Genomic DNA, 16,389 nt, shown 5'->3' with positions numbered 1-16,389 from the left:
GCCGACCACCCGACCGCTCTTGCCCGTGGTCACGGAATTCTGCCCTGAAGCGTATGCGTCCGACCCATAGGCCGCAACCATCAATTGTCAACCACCTATGCGTAATCGTGACCGCAATGATCAGCCGAGAGACCGGGCGGCGGGTCGGCCCGCCAGCGGTGGCCCACCTGGCAGCCGGGTCGCGACCGCGTCAGGTCCGCTGGTCGGGCCAGGCGTCGCGGCCCTGTCGACGCGGGGGTGGACGTCCCCGGGAACTACCGGTCGTCGCGCCGACGACGCGACCGTTCGAACTCGGCGACATCCGACGTCCACGGGCCGTGCTGGTCGAGTGCGGCGCAGCCGCCACGGACGAAGGCACCCACCAGGGTCCGGTACCCGCCGATCCCGTCGACCAGGCGGTACTCGACCCGGTACTGCGGCGCCGACCCCGCCTCCCCGGGCCGCACCGTCGTGATCCGGGCGATGGAGTCCGCATAGAAGAGCAGCTGGATCCCCTCGCCCCGCTCCTCGTCCTCGATGGTGAACACCTCGTTGTCCCCGGCGGACCGATCGGCGACGAAGTCCCAGAACGCGGCGGAGGCGGTGCGGGGGCCGCCCCGCAGCCACGTCTGCTCGCCGCCCTTGTCGTCGGTGAACGACAGGGCGGTCTTCCGCGCGCTGTCGTCGCCCCCGGGGTGGTCGTCGGCAGCCTCGTCGTCGGCAGCCGGCGCGGTCCGGGAGCGGTCCGCAGCCTCCGAGCACATCAGGAAACTCACCGACCGCACCGCGTCAGCGACGAGTTCGGGGTACGCCCGGCGTACGGCCGCGTCGACCGTCGCCGTCATCCGCTCCCAGTCGCGCTTGTCCGTCGCCCGGTTCCCCCGACGCGGATCGAGGCCGATCCGCATCCCGGCGCACGCCTGCTCCGCAGTGCCGATCACGCCCATGACCTGGGGCAGCAGGGCGGGGTCGACGGCATCTGGCAGCCGCCGGGGCACCGTCGCGCCGTGCAGGTACTGGCCGGTGAACCGCAGGATCCCCGCATCGAGAGGCCCGAGGACCACCGCCCGCTCGGCGCGACGGCGGGCCGCCTGATGCTCCTGGGCGCGTCTCTCGTCCGGCTGCTCCGACGCCCCGCGCATCGCCGCGCAGACCTGACCGCGCTCCAGGAGGTCGATGTCGGCACCATGGGCGACGAGTCGGCTCCGGTCCCACCGGATGCGCCGGAAGAGCGCGTCGACGTCCGTGGGCGCGGACAGCAGGACCGGGTCGAGCAGCGCGACGGCAGCCTCCTCGTCGAGCCCGCCCCCGATTCCGGCGGCGTCGCACAGCGGAAGGAACGCACTCCACAGCAGCAGGTGTCTGGCCAGGTCCTCCCGGATCACCGCGAGATGGGCCTCGCCGATCGGGACCGTGAACGTCCGCGGCTCGTGGTTGGCGTCGGCCCCGGCGGCGAGCGTCAGCTCCAGCGCACCGTTCGCACGGATCACCTGCGGAAGCCAGCCGCTGCCACGGCGCGCGAAGACGACCTCACGCACCGCTCGCACCCCCTCGGAACCGTACCGGCTGGACCCGACCGGGTGAGGTCCCCAGCGTCTGGCGACCCACCCGGCACCCGGTGCTCACGACCACCTGGCGCACTCGGCGTCGAGGCGTGGTTCGGTCCGCACCCAGACCTCGCCCCCGGCGGCCCCGGCCGGGGCGTCGACCCGTTCGAGACCGAGGAACCCGATCAGCTGGAGCAGTTCGGCCCGCTCGGCCCGGTCGTCGTCGACACCGTGCGATTCGAAGAAGACGTGGTACTCGCCGCTCGGGTCGACGCAGCCCGAGTCCGCCCAGATCCGGGCGACCTCCACGATCGCCGCCGCTTCCGTCGCGAACGTGGCGGCGCGGGCCACGCCCCGGGCCTCCGGTGACGCGTCGAGGTCGGCGCGGTCGGGGAACCACTGGCCGAAGCGGTCGAGGCCGCCGTACCCGTTCTCGAAGAACAGCATCGCGCCCGGCAGGTAGCGGTTGGCCCGGTCGGTCCGAAGGTGTTCCGACCGGGGCTGGTCCCCGCGCCTGATCCGGGAGATCACCCCCGCCCGGGGCATGAGCACCACGCGCTGCCCCGCCGCCTCGTCCTCGATGGTGTAGGTGTCGCAGTCCCGCCCCCGGAAGAATGCCGAGAACGCCAGGTACGCCTCCTGCGGGTCACCCACCGAGACGTGTTCGTCACTGCCGTCCCCGGCGGTGAAGACGAACCGCTTCGGTCCGGGCTCGTAAGGGCGGGCCATGCGCGTCCTTCGTTCGCGGGTGACAGCTCCACCGGGCGGTGGACCAGGGCAGACATGCCTGCGGCCTTGATCATAGGCATGCCTGGCCCGGTGGTCCTGTGCTGGCGGTCAGCCGCCGGCCCGCGCAGGGCGGCGGGCGCTCAGTGCCGGCGCTGCGGCAGGACGAGCAGCGTCACGGAGTTCGCCGGGTACGTCGCGCTGACGCCGCCCCGGGTCACCCGGAGATCCGCACCCCGGACGATCGAGGTGAGGTCGGCCGGGCCGTAGGTGAACCGCTGCGCCCGGTCCCCGCCGCGGAGGCCGGGGAGCGCCAACCGGGACGTCAGGTCACCGCCCGTCTTGTTGACCACCATCACGGTCAGTGCCCGGTCGGACGAGCGCTGCGCGGCATAGACCGCGAGCTGCCCCTGGTCGCTGCTGACCGCCGAGACACTCACGTCGCCGAACCTGCTGCCGACGCCGTCGTAGTTCCGGTACATCCGGAAGGCGTACGCGCCGGGGTCGGTCGGTTTCGGCTCGCCCCAGATCGTGGCCAGGTCCAGCCCCTCGCGGCCGAAGATGCCGAGGACGTCGGCCTGGGCGAGCGCGCCGTTGATGTCGTCCAGCGCACCCCAGTTGTATTCGGTGATGGCGACCTTCGTGCCCGGGTAGTGCTGGGCGACCCACGCCTTCATCTGCCGGATGAACTGCAACGGCGGCGCGTTGACCCCGCCCGGCCCGATCCACGACTCGTCGACGTACGTCGGGTCCCACAGCGACCGGGTGGACCGCAGCCGCAGCGCGTTGGCATCCGGGTCCTTACCGCCGCTGATCTGCGGGTAGTAGTGCTGGTCGAAGTAGTCGAGGAAGCGCTTCCCGCCATGGGCGTCGCTGAAGTCCTTCATGTTCTTCAGGTACCACTGGGAGAGGTTGAGCCCGCCGTGCGCCGCCGCGTCCGCACCCGGCGCGCAGCCGTCCACACCGGACGCCACCCACTCGCAGTATCCCCAGCCGGACGGGCCGAGCACCGCCGCATGCGGGTCGGCGGCCTTGATGGCAGCGGCGGTCGCGGTGCCCTTGCCACCCAACTCGTCGTAGCTCACCGGCTCGGGATGCACGTCACGGTGGGTGGAATTCCACAGGACCGGCTCGTTGTCGAGTTCGTAGATCTTCACGCCCCCGCGTGCCGCCGGGCCGAACTGGCTCACGAGATGGGACACCATCTCCCCGGCGAACGACGCGCCGGCCGGGATGGAGGTGTCCGTGGGAACCGCGCCGGTCAGGTTCGCGTCGGCACGCCGACCGTTGCCGCAGTTGGGGTCCCACTGGTCGAACGAGTCCTGCTCCGGGAAGCGGGTGGCAGGGAAGCCGCAGGCGAACGGGTGCGACGAGGGCGAGTCCTTCGCCACCCAGCCGATCAACGGCACGGCGACCACCTGTTTCGTCCCGTGGTCCCGGTTGCGCTGGACGAACGCCTCGACCGTGTTGTCGGGCCCGGCGACGATGTTCTCGAAGTACCAGTCGCTACCCGTGTTGTAGGTGTGGTTCTTGAAGTTGTAGCGGCTGCTCGCGTTACCGCCCCAGCGGGCCACCGGCGTGTCGAGCTCGGCGACGAGGGCGGGGTCTCCGCCGTTCATGCCGTAGATGTCGGGGCTGATCCGGTGCCGGGCGGCGGACACGTCCACGGTCAGGGTGAGATCAGCGGCGGCGGCCGCCGGGCCGACGCCCGCCTGGGTGGTCAACAACCCCACCACGAGAGAGCCGGCCACCCCGATCACCGTGGCCGGTCGTGGCCTGCGCCGTCGTCGCACACCCATCAGAGTCTCCTGCCGCCGATCGGCCCAGAGTGGCCGAACCGTCACCCACATTACGTGTCGTCCAGATCAAGTCAATCGATTCATTCAATTGACATGCGACGATCTTAATTGCTGCCGCCATCGCCATGCGGACGGCAATCAGGGAGGCGGAAAGGGCCGACGGCTACCGTGCCCGGCTCCGTCCCCGGTCACCGGGCAACGGCATTTCGGCCGTCCGGGTGCCGGCTGTGGGCAGCTAGGGCCGAACCGGGTCCTGGCGCGGCAGCTCGGCTGACAGGACCTTGAAGTAGCGCAACGGCGACCATGCCTGCCGGTCGCCGATGACATAGAGCCGGCGCTTGGCCCGGCTCACCGCGACGTTGAGCAGGTTGGGCCTGCTCGACGCCCACCGGCGGGCACCCACCCGGTCCGGCGCACCGCCGAGCACCAACACGACGATGTCGGCCTGCTTGCCCTGTGCCGTGTGGACGGTGCCGGCGACCAGACCGGGATAGCGCCGGGCCCGCCTGCCGACCTCGCGGGCGACGTCCCGGAACGGCCCGATCACCATGACCTCGGACATGTCGAAGTCCAGCTCGGCGAGGGTGGCGAGGATACGGTCGAGCTGCCGGCCCTGGTCGGGAATCCAGTGGCCCTGCGCGCCGGTGCCCGCGACGTCGATCCACTTCGACGGGGGCAGCGTCGGGTAGACGAGCTGGAAGCGGTCCGCTGCCCCGGTGCCGGTGCCATCGATCATCAGACCGCCGTAGGCGACCTGGTTGACGATGTTGAACATCGGCTGGTCGCAGCGCCGGTGCACGGTCAGCGGCACACCCACCCAGGTCGGGTCGTCGTCACCGTCCAGCCAGGTGCCCAACGGCGTGAGCCGGTCGGCGAGACGCTGGACGGAGGTACGGCTGGTCAGCCACTGCTCGTCCACCGCCTGCTCGGTCCGGATCGCCTGTTCGGTGCGGAACGGCAGGGTGGTGATCGGCTCCAGTTGCAACGGGTCGCCGACGACCACCGCACGCCTGGTGCGCCAGAGCGCCCCGACCGCGTTCTGTGGTGTCGCCTGCCCGGCCTCGTCGATGAGCAACCAACCGAGCGCTTCCCTGCCGAGGTGACCGAACACCCGGGCGTACGAGGCGAAGGTGGTGGACACCACCGGCACCACGAAGAAGAGGCTCTGCCAGGCCGCCAGCGCCGCATCGGGGGCCAGATCGGTGGGGGCGTCGCCGCCTACGAGATCCATCGCAGCCTGCAGGTTGCGTCGCAGCCGGGTGGCGTTGTGTCGCAGGAACGCTTTGTGCAGCGCCAGGGCCGCCAGGAACAGGTCGCTACGCGCCTCGTTCCACTCCCGGTCGGTCCAGAGCGCCGCCAACTCCCGGCGCTGGCGGTCGGCGTGCCATTCGGGGTCGGGAAAGTGCCGGCCGAGCGCGCCCGCAGCCCGCCTCAGCCGCGCCTGGAGGGTGGAGAGGTCGGCCTCGGCCGCCCGGATCGCGTCCTCGGCCGCGCGGTGGGCCTGGACGGCCGTGGAGAGTTCCTGTTCCGCCGACGCCACCGTCCGCCTGGCCGCGGTCAGCGGCGCGTGGTCGACCCGCGGCTTGGGTATGCCCGCCGCCAGCATGCGTCGGATCTCGTCCGCCTGCCGCCGGGCGGTGTCCACCGCCCGCTGCACCACGTCGATCTCCACCTGCACGGCAGCCCGCTCCGCCCGGGCCGCGTCCAGCGCGACCTGGGCCTGCCGGACCCCGGCCAGGAGCTGACCGTCGTGGTACGACCAGCGCCGTCGTGCCTCGCCGAGGGTACGCAACCACTCCCACGGGCCGGGCCGCACCCGTTGGTGCGCCGCCTGCGCGGTCAACCACCGGCTCAGCTCCGCCTCACTCGACCACAGGGCCCGCTCGGCGGTGGCCCTGCGGCCGGTGCTCAGGTGCTCGACCTGACGCTCGGCCGTCGCGAGGGTCTGGTCGGCAGCCGCCGCGCGACGGCGGGCGTCCCGTTCGGCCTCGGCCTGGAGGGCCGACGCGATCCGGTCGGCCTCGGCCACCCGCTCGCGCTCGGTGTCCAACGCCACCCCGTGGCGACGCCGTGCCGACTCGACCGAACCCGCCGCCACCTTCACGGCGTGCCGCAGCTCGGCAAGGTGGAGCTCGGGATGCTCCCGGCGCTCGACGTCGCGGTACACCTCGGCCCGCTTCGTACGCACCGCCTCGACCCGTGCCTGCGCGGCACGGAACCGCGACACCGCAGTCGACCACGGGACCTCCGGGCCCGTCTGCTCGTACCCTTTCAGCACCGACAGCAGGCCGGACCAGATGTGGCCCTCGTCGCTGGCTCCCTTCCGGGGCTCGTCCGGGGTGTGGTACCAGAACGTGTTGACGAACCGGCTCCGGTTGGCCTTGTTCCCCAGCCGCGCCGCGACCAGGGCCCATGCCCGCTCGCCGACCTGCGGTTGCTCGGCATCCGGCTGACCGGCCAACAGTGCCGTGGCGATGTCGGGAAAATAGTCGGCCGCCGCCGCCCGTTCCCGCCACGAGTCATCGATCGCGTCAGCGGCGGGAATCTCGTCGGTGACGTTCTGCACGGCACCGTTGTTGGCCGAGGCGACAACCATCTCGAAGCCCGTGAGGTCGGGCTGCCACACGTCGACGACCCGCGTACGTTGTCCTGTGCTCCAGCGGAGCTGCCGTCCGGTGAACGCCCGGGCCGGATCGGTCAGCGCGGCCAGCCGCCGGGCCCGCTCGACGACGAGCGCCGCGACGAGGTCGCGCAGCATCGTGGTCTTGCCGGTGCCCGGCGGGCCGTTGACGCCGAGAATCCCGGCGGTCATGCCCAGCGCGGTGCAGACGGCCACCTGCTGGTTGAGCGCGAGCGCGTGCTCGGGATGGCTGGGCCACCGCCCCGCCGGCACCACCGCTGGTGCCGTCGCCGCCAACACGGCGTCGACACGGTCGCACACGTCCACCCGGCCGGCGGTGGCGAGATCGGCCTCGGGCTGCAGATAGTCGCGCAGTGCGACGCCGACCTCACCCTTGGCGATCTTTCCTGCGACCCGCTCCAGGTCGTACATGATGAAGCTGTTGAGAAACGCGTGGCCCGCGGCGCTGTCCGGGTTGCGACGGGCCACGATCTGGCTCTTGATCCGGATGTCGGTACAGGGTAGGGCTGCGCCGATCCCGGCCACCCCCAGGGCCAGACGCAGGCAGTCGGCGAGCAGGCCGTGGTCCACCACCCGCGGGACCATCTGCGGCGCACAGTCCTCCGTACCGTCGGTGGTCACGGTCACCAACTCCTGAAGCGACTCGTGGAGATCCGCGGTGGCGGACTCGAACCGCGCGAGCCAGTCGCCTCTGGCACGCCTGTCCCGCACCAACCGGCCGGTCGCCCAGGCGCAGCTCGACAGCACCAGCGAGTCGAGCAACACGTGCCCCTGCTCGTCGACCGTCAGGGCGACGACGGCGCTCTCCCCCGCCGGCCTTTCGTCGTAGCTGTCCGGGTCCGGTTCGAATATCCGGGACAGCACCCCGAACAGTTCGTCGAGACGGTGGATGCCCAGATACACGACGTGTCGCCACGTCTGGTTCGGGCGCAGCTTCCACCGCGAGAGCTCGTGACCCGCCTCCCACGGCAACGGCTGTCCCGGCTGGACCGCGAAGACCAACCGGTCCCGGCTGACCCGCTCGACGCTCTGCGGACTGAACATCTCCACGGTTCGCCAGAACCTGACAACCTCTGCCTGTGCGGCCTGCGCGCTCCGTCGCAACACCACTCCGATCGTCGATCAGATCGTGCCCGGGCGGAGGATCGTATCGTTCGCAGAACGCCGACGGGCACCCGATGAGGCTCGTACGGGGGCACCGGATCTCGGTCGACTCCGTCCTTGTCGTCAAGTCCCGAGTCCTGTGTGGACACCAGTTTTCCTCCGCGCCCATCGTGACCGGGCCCGGCACGATGAAAGCCTCGTTGTTGGGGGATTCGCTTTCGCCTCGGGATGGTAGAAACGAACCGACCGACCGGTGTGCCAGCGGAGGGTGAATGGGTGTCTGACATCGCGGACCCGAGCCGGCATCTCGTCCTCACCGTGGACGTGGAGCGGTACAGCGGGCGGGACAACGTGCTCCAGTGGCGTGTCCAGCAGGCCCTGCCGAGGATCATGCAGCGGGCCCGGGAGGAGCTGGGCCTACGCCCGGATGGCTGGCTGGTCCAGCCGAGCGGCGACGGGCAGCTCGCGATCCTGCCGCAGGGCACCAGTGAGCGGACGATCGTGACCCGACTGGCACCGACCGTGGACCGGCTGCTCCGCGAGCACAACCATGGACTGGCCCCCGAGGCCCGCATCCGACTACGGATCGGCGTCCACGAGGGCCTGGTCCACCTCGACGGCCACAACGGCTTTCCCGGCGAGGCCGTCGTCACGGCCTGCCGACTGGTCGACTCTCCACAGCTCAAGGCCACCCTGCGACGGTTTCCCGAGGCGCAGGTCGCACTGATCGTGTCGGACCGGCTCTACCAGGATGTCGTCCGGCACTACGGTGACCTGCGGCCAGAGCACTTCCTGCGGGTGACCGCCAGCCTGCCGGAAAAGAGCTTCGACGCCGTCGCCTGGATCCACCTGCCTGGCGAGAACGCCGCCGCAGAACAGCCCTCCCCCGCCACCACCCCGGTCCAGCCCTCCGCCGGCGGTCAGACCTTCCAGCACATCACGGCGCACGGGCCGACGGCGTTCGGCAACGGCAACGTGATCACCACGTACGGTTCCGCCGGCAGCGCGACCCCGCACCGGCCCTGGTGATGGCGCAGGACCGTCCCCGCACCGACCAGGTGGCACCGTCACCCGGGCCGGGCACCGGCATCCACCAGGCCAGCTACTCCGGGATCACCACCCACGGGCCGGCCGCCTTCGGTGACCACAACATCGTCAACCAGGTCAGCTACCGGAGCGCCCCGCCCACGCACGCCGACGACGTGCTGGTGTCGAAGGCCCTGGAGGCCCTGGCGGGACAGGTGGAGACCGAGCGACGGCGGGACGAGGAGCGCAGCCAGGTGCTGCGACGCCCGCTGCCCGTCCGCTGGGCGGTGACCGCCGCCGCCGGCTCGGCGATGGCCGACGTCGACTGGTCGTCCATCGGGGTCACCGACGACCAGCTCCCGGCTGGCGGGTTGGACGACCTCGCCGGTCTTCTCGCCCGGCGGCTACCGCACCGCCGGCTGGTGATCCTGGGTACGGCCGGGGCGGGCAAGACCGTGCTGGCCACCCGGCTCGTGCGCGGTCTGCTCCGGGAACGCCTGGCCGGCCAGCCGGTCCCGGTGCTGCTGCCCGCCGACACCTGGCACCCGGGCGAGCAGCACCTGCGGGAGTGGATGGCGCAGCGGCTGACCCAGGACCATCCCCACCTGGGGACACCGGCCCCGGGCCGCTCGCGCACCCGTCGGACGATGGCCACCCACCTGATCGAGAGTCGGCTGGTGCTGCCGGTCCTTGACGGGTTGGACATGATCGGCGACGGGCTGCTCGGCACAGCGCTCAGCGAGCTGAACAGCCTCGGCACGGGAGAACCGCTGGTGGTGACCAGCCGCATCGAGCCGTACGAGGGCGCGGTCCGGATCGCCGGCTGCGGGTTGTCCGGGGCTGCGGTGGTGGAGGTGCTGCCCCTCAGGCTGACCGAGGTCCGGGACTACCTCGCCCCCGCAGGCGGAACCGGGCGGTGGCACCGGGCCTTCGCCGAGTTGGCCAACGAACCGGACGCCCCGCTCGCCCAGGCCCTGCGGACGCCGCTGATGGCCTGGCTGGCCCGCACCAGCTACCCGACAGCGACACCCACGACCGTCACCGCCGACCCGGCCACCACCGTCGCCGATCCGCACGAGCTGGGCGACCGGGCCCGTTTTCCGGGCCGGGACGCCATCGCCGACCATCTCATCGACGGTCTGCTGCCGGCGGTCTATCCGGCCGAGCCGACCCCGACCAGCCGCCGGGACTCCGACGAACGGTGGCACCGTCAGGAGGTGGAACGGGCGCTGGTCTTCCTGGCCCGGCATCTGCGCCAGAACGGCACCCACGAGATCGCCTGGTGGCGACTCGACCGGGCGATCCAGCACCAACGAACCCTGTGGACCCCGCTGCTCATCGCGCTCTACGGACTGTTCTTCGGGCTCGGACACAGCCTGACCGCCGGCCTGGCGATGGGGACGCTCCTGGGCCTGATCGGGGCGAGCCGGCGGGCCCGCACCAGGCTGGGCTGGGTCGCCAGCGAGACCCCGTACCGCACGAAGATGAGCTTCCGCCGGCTCCGGGCCACCCTCTGGTACGTCCTCGTCTCCACCACCAAGCTGGCCGTGCCGCTGCTGGCGGGGCTGGTCCTGCTGACCGTGCCGGGGGCCGGTCCGCTGGTCATCACGGCGGGCGTGCTCCTGCTGCTGACGGCAGCCGCCCTACTCGTCCGGCAGACCCGGCGGCGCAGAGAACGCGACCTGACCCGGGAACTCGTGGTACCTGCCGACCCGTCCCGCGCCGTCAGTCCGACCTCGACGTTGCGCGGCGACCGGGCGGCGGGGCTGATGGTCGTGCCGCCGGCGATCCTGCTCGGCGCGACGCCGGCGATCCTGCTCGGCACCGTCCGCCCGATGCTGGCCGCGACCGCGTTCATCATCGGTTGGATCGGCGCTGGCGCCTGGGCCAGGTACACGGTCGCCCGGGCCGTCCTCGCGACCCGGGGGCACCTGCCGTGGCGGACCATGGCCTTCCTCGACGACGCGGTCGACCGGGGCGTGCTGCGGCGGGTCGGTGCCACGTACCAGTTCCGGCACCCCCGGCTCCGCGACCGGCTGGCCGAGCATCCCCGGTGACCGCCCCACCTGGTGCGAAGCCAGCAATCGAAAACGCCCGCCCGGCCGGAGCGCCAGGTGCACCGATGTAGGCCCCGGTCCACGCGGGCACGGAACGGTCCAACGGCTCCCGAGCACCCACCGAGACACCGTGCCATGAACAGAAACGCCAAAAAGCTCCGACCCAGGGTGAAACCCCAGGTCAGAGCCTTTTTGGTGGTGCGCCGCCAGGGACTCGAACCCCGAACCCGCGGATTAAGAGTCCGCTGCTCTGCCAGTTGAGCTAGCGGCGCTCGTTGGCAACGGAGAGAACACTAGCACGGGCCATGAGCGGGGTTCCAATCCGATACCCGGCTCCACTCTTCGGGCGAGCTTAACGGGCAAAAGGCTTCAGATCCCCCCACCGGAGAGCTTCCGGCATCGAGCTGGTGGCCGACATGGGGCACGATGTCCGCCAGGTACGCGAGAACAGAGGTGGGGATGGGCAGGTTCACGCGGGGCGGGGCGATGGCGGGCGCTCTCGTCCTGGCGGCGTCGCTGGCTCTGGCCGGCTGCGGCGGCGACCAGAAGAAGGAAGCCGAGTTCGTCGGCGGCACCGGGGCTTCGCCCAGCGCCGAGGCGGTGACCCCGGCGCAGTCCGGCGGAGCGTCGCCGTCGGCACCGGTGGCGGACGGCCTGGCGGTCAGTCCGGCCGACGGGGCGAAGGGCAGACCGGTCAGCACCGAGATCAGCGCCGACCTCCCGGGCGGCGGGAAGGTCTCCTCGGTCACCCTGACGACGGGTGACGGCAAGCAGGTCGGCGGGAAGCTGCGGCTGGACGGCAGTTCCTGGGTGCCGTCGTCGGCACTGAAGTACGGCACGAAGTACAAGGCCACGGTGATCGGCACCGGTGCCGACGGCCAGCCCCGGCAGGGGGTGAGCACGTTCACCACGATGGCCAAGCCGAGTTCGATGATCGGCTCCGGCCTCTACCTCTTCGACGACCGGACCTACGGCGTGGCCATGCCGGTGGTGGCCGAGTTCAGTCCGGGCATTCCGCAGAAGGACCGGGCAGCCGTCCAGAAGCGGATGTTCGTCAAGACTGATCCGCCGCAGCCGGGTGCCTGGCACTGGGTGTCCAGCGGCACCCAGGCGTACTACCGGGGGCCGGAGTACTGGCAGCCGGGGACGACGCTGAGCGTCCGGATCGCGCTGGCCGGGATTCCGCTGAGCAACGGCCGGTACGGCAACGTGGACCGGTCGGCGACCGCCAAGATCGGGCGGGCCTTCGAGATGAAGGTGGACAACGCCACCAAGCAGATGGAGGTGTTCCAGGGCGGCCAGTTGATCAAGACGTTGCCGGTCAGCCTGGGCAAGAAGAGCACTCCCTCCTCCAGCGGCACCATGGTGGTGATGGAGAAGAAGGAGAAGACCGTCTTCGACACGATGGACGAGCCGGACCCCGCCAACCAGTACCGCACCGAGATCGATTTCGCCCAACGGCTGACCTGGGGCGGCGAGTACATCCACGCGGCACCGTGGTCCGAGGGGGTGCAGGGTCGGCGCAACGTCTCGCACGGCTGCGTCAACGTGTCGATGGCGATGGGCAGGTGGCTCTTCTCCCAGACGAAGGTGGGCGACCCGATCACGGTCAAGGGCACCCCACGCAAGCTCGAAGCGGGTAACGGGTGGACGGCGTGGAGCCTGACCTGGGCGGAGTTCGTCAAGGGCAGCGCGCTGCCGGTTCCACAGGGCGGCTCGGGTCCGCTGGTCTGACCTCCGCTCCGGGTCGACGCAGGTCGCCGACCCGGAGCGGCACGGGCCGGTGACCCATCGTCATCGCACCCCGCTCGGCGGCGTGTTTCAGTTCACCCTTCGCAACCGACGGGCGTGCCGCCGCGTCTGTGAGGGACGATGGGACATCGGGGACCACGACTGTGAGGGAATCATGCGAGTTGTCCAGGACCACCTGACCGGGCGTACCGGTCGCCGCCGGGTGCTCGCGGCGGGGGTCCTCGCCGCGGCGCTGGCCCTCACCTCCGCCTGCACCGGCTCGGGCGGCGACAAGCCGTCGAGCTGGCAGGGCGGCGGCGAGGAGGCCGCGCCGAAGGCCAGCGCGACGATCACCGAACCGAAGGCCGACGCCACCGACGTCCCGGCCTCCACCGGCATCGTCTTCACCGCCAAGGATGCCAAGGACACCACCGTCGCGCTCACCGACGCCGCCGGCAAGGCCGTCGAGGGCAAGCTCGCCGCGGACGGCGCGAGCTGGCTCCCCGACGGCACCCTGGAGTACGGGGAGAAGTACACCGCCACGGTGACGGCGACCGGTGAGGACGGCAAGCCGGCGACGGCCACCAGTGCCTTCACGGTGATGGCCAAGCCGGACAAGCAGGTGCGGGTCACCAGCTTCCTCGGTGACAACCAGGTGGTCGGGGTGGCCATGCCGCTGATCGTGAAGTTCGGTCGGGCCGTGCCGGAGGACTACCGCGACGACGTGCAGCGCCGGATGACGGTCACCAGCACCCCGGCCCAGGAGGGCGTCTGGCACTGGGTCAGCCCCACCGAGGTCCGCTACCGGCCCAAGGAGTTCTGGCAGTCGGGCACCACGGTGTCGTACCAGGTGCGGGCCGGCGGGCTGCCGATGGGCGGCGGCTGGTACGGCCGGTCCGACCTGACGGTGGACGTCAAGGTCGGCCCGTCGGTGGTGATGCAGGTCGACAACAAGACCAAGCGGATGACCGTCACCAAGGACGGCAAGGTCGTCAAGACGATCCCGGTCAGCCTGGGCAAGAAGAGCACCCCGTCGTCCAGCGGGACGATGGTGGTGATCGAGAAGCTCCGCAAGACGGTCTTCGACACGATGGAGGAGCTGGGCCCGGAGGAGGGCTACCGCACCAAGATCGACTATGCCCAGCGGCTCACCTGGGGTGGCGAGTTCATCCACGCCGCCCCCTGGTCGGAGGGTCAGCAGGGCACCACGAACGTGTCGCACGGCTGCGTCAACGTGTCGATGAAGGACGGTGCCTGGCTGTTCGCCAACACCAAGATCGGTGACCCGATCACGGTCAAGGGCACCGAACGCAAGCTCCAGAACGGCAACGGCTGGACCGACTGGAACATGAGCTGGGACCAGTACGTCAAGGGCAGCGCCCTGCCGTACGACCCGGACGCCGGGCAGCCGGACACCGACGCCTCCCCCGACGGGGCCACCGCCACGCCGAGCGCCGAGCCGACGCCCTGACCGACGCCCTGACCGACCGCAGCCGGCCAGCCGGGTCCTGACCGACCGGCCCACGCCGATCTTCCACGACCGGCCCCCGTCATCAGGCGGGGGCCGGTCCGCGTGCGGGGTGTGCTGCCCGCCGGGCCAGCCCCTGGCCCCCTACAACGACTCAGGCCCCCTCGATTGAGGGGGCCTGAGCTGCGGTGGAGCAGATCCACCAACCGGGTGACTGATGGGAATTGAACCCACGACAACCGGGACCACAACCCGGTGCTCTGCCAACTGAGCTACAGCCACCATGCCGTCCGCGCCGGTTTCCCGGGCGGGTGCGGACTAATAATAGCCACACCCGGACGGGGGCCGTCCAGCGGGTTCCGCCGGCCGGCCGGCACCGGCCTAGAGCTGTGCCGCGATCGCCTTCGCCGTCTCGACGTCCGGGCCGGGCAGCGGCACGAACAGGGTGCGCCGGTAGTACTCCAACTCCCGGATGCTCTCCTGGATGTCGGCCAGGGCCCGGTGCGCCAGCCCCTTGCGCGGCTGGCCGAAGTACACCCGGGGGTACCAGCGCCGGCACAGTTCCTTGATCGACGACACGTCGATCATGCGGTAGTGCAGGTGGGCGTCGAGCCGGGTCATGTCCCGGGCGATGAAGCCCCGGTCGGTGGCGATCGAGTTGCCGCACAGCGGCGCGGTACGCGGGTCCTTCACGTGGCTGGTGACGTACTCCAGGACCAGGTCCTCAGCCTCGGCGAGGGTGACGGTGGAGCGGCGCACCTCCTCGGTGAGACCCGATTTGGCGTGCATGGTGCGGACGACCTCCGGCATCGCCTCCAGGGCCGCCTCGTCGGCGTGGATGACCACGTCCACACCCTCACCCAGCACGTTGAGGTCGGGGTCGGTGACCAGTGCGGCCACCTCGATCAGCTTGTCGCTACCGAGGTCGAGCCCGGTCATCTCACAGTCGATCCAGACGAGAAGGTCAGCCACCGGGACAGACTACGCGCAGCCCAGGTGCCCGCGCCTCGGCACTGTCGCGGGGTGGGACCGCTAGGGTTTCCCCGTGCCCGCCGAATCCGTCGCTTCCCCCGTCAACGCCCCGGAGGACCAGCGGAGCCGTACGGCCCGCCGGGTCGTCACGGTGGTGGCGTTGGCGGCCGTGCTGCCGGCGCTCTACCTGCCGGGCCTGGTGCACGACTTCTTCGACCTGAAGATCTACATGCGGGCGATGGACTGGTGGGCGTCCGGGCATCCGCTCTACGACTACGTGCAGCCCGACCGGGTGCAGGGTGAGCTGTACTTCACGTACCCGCCGTTCAGTGCCCTGCTGTTGCGGCCGTTCGGGGTGCTGCCGCTGGGCCTGACGATCGTCATCTTCACCGTGCTGACCTGCGTCGCCGTCGTGGTCACCACCCGCTGGCTGGTGCTGCCGGTGATCGAGCGGCACGGTCTGCACCGGACGTTCGCGCTCACCGTGGCGGTGCTGCTGGTCTTCGCGGTGGAGAGCACCCGGGAGACGATCACCTTCGGTCAGATCAACATGCTGCTGGTGGTGCTGATCCTGGCCGACCTGCTCTTCGCCGTACCGCAGGCGCGACGGTGGGCCGGGGTGGGCGTCGGGCTGGCCACGGCGCTCAAGCTCTTTCCGGGCATCTTCATCGTCTACCTGCTGGTGACCCGGCGCTGGCGGGCGGCCGTGGTGGCGAGTGTCACGGCGGCGGCGGCGACGCTGCTGGCCGCCGCGGTGGCCCCCCGCGACTCGTGGCGGTTCTGGACCCACGAGTTGTGGGCCACCGACCGGGTCGGGCGCACCGACTACACCGGCAACCAGTCGCTGTTCGGGCTGCTCAGCCGGATCGACGCGCCGCAGGAGCCGAACCGGCTGCTCTGGCTGGTGCTGGTCGTGGCGATCCTCGGGTACGGGCTGTGGCGGGCGGCCCGGGCCGCCGCGGCCGGCGACTGGTTGACCGGGCTCACCCTCACCGGACTGGTCGGCGGACTGGTCAGCCCGATCACCTGGACCCACCACATCTACTGGTTCATTCCGGCGGTGGTGGTGCTGGTGGACGCCGCGCTCGACGCCGACCGGGAGACCGAGGCGGGGGCGCGACGCCGTCGCCGGCTGCTCACCCTCGCCACCGGCACCGGCCTGGTGATCGTCTACGGGGTGGTCTCGTTCTACGACTGGGGGGTGGCGCCGGCCCGCACGGACACCCCCTGGGAGTTCCTGCTGCGCAACGCGTACGTGCTGCTGGCGCTGCTGCTGCTGGTGCTGCTGCCGATCCGACGGGAGCGGCGGTCGACCGGTCGACCGACCCCATAAAGGGAC

10 protein-coding genes and 2 tRNA genes are annotated in these 16,389 nt (G+C 71.0%); 5 read left to right on the top strand and 7 right to left on the bottom strand.

Features of this window, described 5'->3' with window-relative positions; all coding sequences use genetic code 11:
* Positions 1-254: 254 nt before the first annotated feature.
* The 4 genes from ACQP2H_RS06100 to ACQP2H_RS06085 all read right to left on the bottom strand — a co-directional run bounded on the left by ACQP2H_RS06100 (position 255) and on the right by ACQP2H_RS06085 (position 7,736).
* A complete protein-coding gene (locus ACQP2H_RS06100; RefSeq protein ID WP_433231521.1) occupies positions 255-1,517 on the bottom strand; it encodes a DUF6357 family protein in 1,263 nt (420 codons plus the stop codon).
* Between the two features lie 84 nt (positions 1,518-1,601).
* Complete coding sequence (locus ACQP2H_RS06095; protein WP_219467923.1) at positions 1,602-2,255, bottom strand: hypothetical protein; 654 nt, start codon at positions 2,253-2,255, stop codon at positions 1,602-1,604.
* A gap of 140 nt (positions 2,256-2,395) precedes the next feature.
* A complete protein-coding gene (locus tag ACQP2H_RS06090; RefSeq protein WP_219467920.1) occupies positions 2,396-4,051 on the bottom strand; it encodes a glycoside hydrolase family 44 protein in 1,656 nt (551 codons plus the stop codon).
* 235 nt (positions 4,052-4,286) lie between these two features.
* Entirely contained in the window at positions 4,287-7,736 is a 3,450-nt protein-coding gene (locus ACQP2H_RS06085) for a DEAD/DEAH box helicase (protein ID WP_255599066.1), read from the bottom strand.
* Positions 7,737-8,081: 345 nt separating this feature from the next.
* Between ACQP2H_RS06085 and ACQP2H_RS06080 the strand changes: the two genes are divergently transcribed.
* Together ACQP2H_RS06080 and ACQP2H_RS06075 are read left to right on the top strand one after the other, a co-directional pair.
* Entirely contained in the window at positions 8,082-8,825 is a 744-nt protein-coding gene (locus ACQP2H_RS06080; RefSeq protein WP_433233458.1) for a hypothetical protein, read from the top strand.
* On the top strand, positions 8,825-10,879 hold the full coding sequence (locus ACQP2H_RS06075; RefSeq protein ID WP_357534719.1) for a hypothetical protein: 2,055 nt from the start codon (positions 8,825-8,827) through the stop codon (positions 10,877-10,879). Before ACQP2H_RS06080 ends, ACQP2H_RS06075 begins: the two co-directional genes overlap by 1 nt.
* A 196-nt stretch (positions 10,880-11,075) precedes the next feature.
* On the opposite strand, the gene ACQP2H_RS06070 is transcribed toward ACQP2H_RS06075, so the two are convergent.
* A tRNA-Lys gene (locus ACQP2H_RS06070) sits at positions 11,076-11,151 on the bottom strand.
* A gap of 187 nt (positions 11,152-11,338) precedes the next feature.
* On the opposite strand from ACQP2H_RS06070, the gene ACQP2H_RS06065 reads away from it, so the two are divergent.
* Positions 11,339-12,613, top strand: coding sequence for a L,D-transpeptidase (locus ACQP2H_RS06065; protein ID WP_219467756.1), 1,275 nt, complete (start codon positions 11,339-11,341; stop codon positions 12,611-12,613).
* 172 nt (positions 12,614-12,785) lie between these two features.
* Positions 12,786-14,081 (top strand): L,D-transpeptidase, encoded by a 1,296-nt coding sequence (locus ACQP2H_RS06060; protein ID WP_219467753.1) that lies wholly within the window; start codon positions 12,786-12,788, stop codon positions 14,079-14,081.
* Between the two features lie 206 nt (positions 14,082-14,287).
* Here the strand turns inward: ACQP2H_RS06060 and ACQP2H_RS06055 are convergent.
* Together ACQP2H_RS06055 and orn are read right to left on the bottom strand one after the other, a co-directional pair.
* Positions 14,288-14,360: transfer RNA gene (locus ACQP2H_RS06055), tRNA-His, on the bottom strand.
* A 99-nt stretch (positions 14,361-14,459) separates the two neighbouring features.
* A complete protein-coding gene (orn, locus tag ACQP2H_RS06050) occupies positions 14,460-15,017 on the bottom strand; it encodes an oligoribonuclease (protein ID WP_244252394.1) in 558 nt (185 codons plus the stop codon).
* 106 nt (positions 15,018-15,123) lie between these two features.
* On the opposite strand from orn, the gene ACQP2H_RS06045 reads away from it, so the two are divergent.
* The gene (locus tag ACQP2H_RS06045) at positions 15,124-16,383 is read left to right on the top strand and encodes a glycosyltransferase family 87 protein (RefSeq protein WP_433231516.1); all 1,260 of its coding nucleotides are present in this window, start codon (positions 15,124-15,126) and stop codon (positions 16,381-16,383) included.
* Positions 16,384-16,389 lie beyond the last annotated feature (6 nt).

This window comes from Micromonospora sp. CA-248260, assembly GCF_050942205.1.
In the GTDB taxonomy this organism is placed as follows: Bacteria; Actinomycetota; Actinomycetes; order Mycobacteriales; family Micromonosporaceae; genus Micromonospora; species Micromonospora antibiotica.
The sequence above is the reverse complement of the archived record's forward strand: the minus strand, read 5'-3'. Positions and strand labels throughout refer to the sequence as shown.

What these genes read in the sequence shown, in the direction of transcription:
- ACQP2H_RS06095 (WP_219467923.1), bottom strand. Translation starts at nt 2,255, where the DNA reads ATGGCCCGCCCTTACGAGCCCGGACCGAAGCGGTTCGTCTTCACCGCC.
- ACQP2H_RS06090 (WP_219467920.1), bottom strand. Translation starts at nt 4,051, where the DNA reads ATGGGTGTGCGACGACGGCGCAGGCCACGACCGGCCACGGTGATCGGG.
- ACQP2H_RS06085 (WP_255599066.1), bottom strand. Translation starts at nt 7,736, where the DNA reads ATGTTCAGTCCGCAGAGCGTCGAGCGGGTCAGCCGGGACCGGTTGGTC.
- ACQP2H_RS06075 (WP_357534719.1), top strand. Translation starts at nt 8,825, where the DNA reads ATGGCGCAGGACCGTCCCCGCACCGACCAGGTGGCACCGTCACCCGGG.
- ACQP2H_RS06065 (WP_219467756.1), top strand. Translation starts at nt 11,339, where the DNA reads ATGGGCAGGTTCACGCGGGGCGGGGCGATGGCGGGCGCTCTCGTCCTG.
- ACQP2H_RS06060 (WP_219467753.1), top strand. Translation starts at nt 12,786, where the DNA reads ATGCGAGTTGTCCAGGACCACCTGACCGGGCGTACCGGTCGCCGCCGG.
- orn (WP_244252394.1), bottom strand. Translation starts at nt 15,017, where the DNA reads ATGACCGGGCTCGACCTCGGTAGCGACAAGCTGATCGAGGTGGCCGCA.